The organism is Vibrio variabilis (genome assembly GCF_003263785.1).
In the GTDB taxonomy this organism is placed as follows: Bacteria; Pseudomonadota; Gammaproteobacteria; order Enterobacterales; family Vibrionaceae; genus Vibrio; species Vibrio variabilis.
This window is the reverse complement of sequence record NZ_JYJK01000104.1, coordinates 1-503: the sequence shown is the minus strand read 5'-3', so window position 1 is coordinate 503 and position 503 is coordinate 1. Positions and strand designations below refer to the sequence as shown.

The 503-nt window shown below is 45.7% G+C and carries 1 protein-coding gene; it reads left to right on the top strand.

What is annotated here, in order from left to right:
• A partial coding sequence (locus TZ48_RS18830) for a class I SAM-dependent methyltransferase (protein ID WP_112480264.1) occupies positions 1 to 442 on the top strand: 442 nt, incomplete at its 5' end.
• Positions 443 to 503 lie beyond the last annotated feature (61 nt).

Sequence of the window (503 nt, the reverse complement as noted above, 5' to 3'; positions counted from 1 at the left end):
TCGATTGGCAGACCCAATTTTGCAGCGAATTGCGCCCGGTTCAAAAGGACTAGACTTTGGATGTGGTCCCGGTCCGACTCTGTCACTGATGCTCTCGGAGCAAGGCCATGACATGGCACTGTACGATCTGTACTATTATCCGGATATATCCGTACTCGATAGTGTTTATGACGTAGTGACCGCGACAGAGGTGATCGAACACTTGTATGAGCCAAACCAAGTTTGGCAGCAATGGTTATCGCTCATTAAGCCTGGAGGATGGTTAGGCTTAATGACAAAACTGGTGATAGATGTAGACGCATTTGCTAAATGGCACTACAAAAATGACCAGACACATGTTGTTTTCTTTAGTCGAGCCACGTTCTTGTACCTCGCAAAGCGAGACGGGCTGGATATTGAATTCATTGGTAATGATGTCATTTTACTGAGGAAGCTTACGTAATGAGTCGTAAGAAAAAATCAAGAAAGCCGGTTCGAACCCTGAACCGGATAGTTGCGGTTAC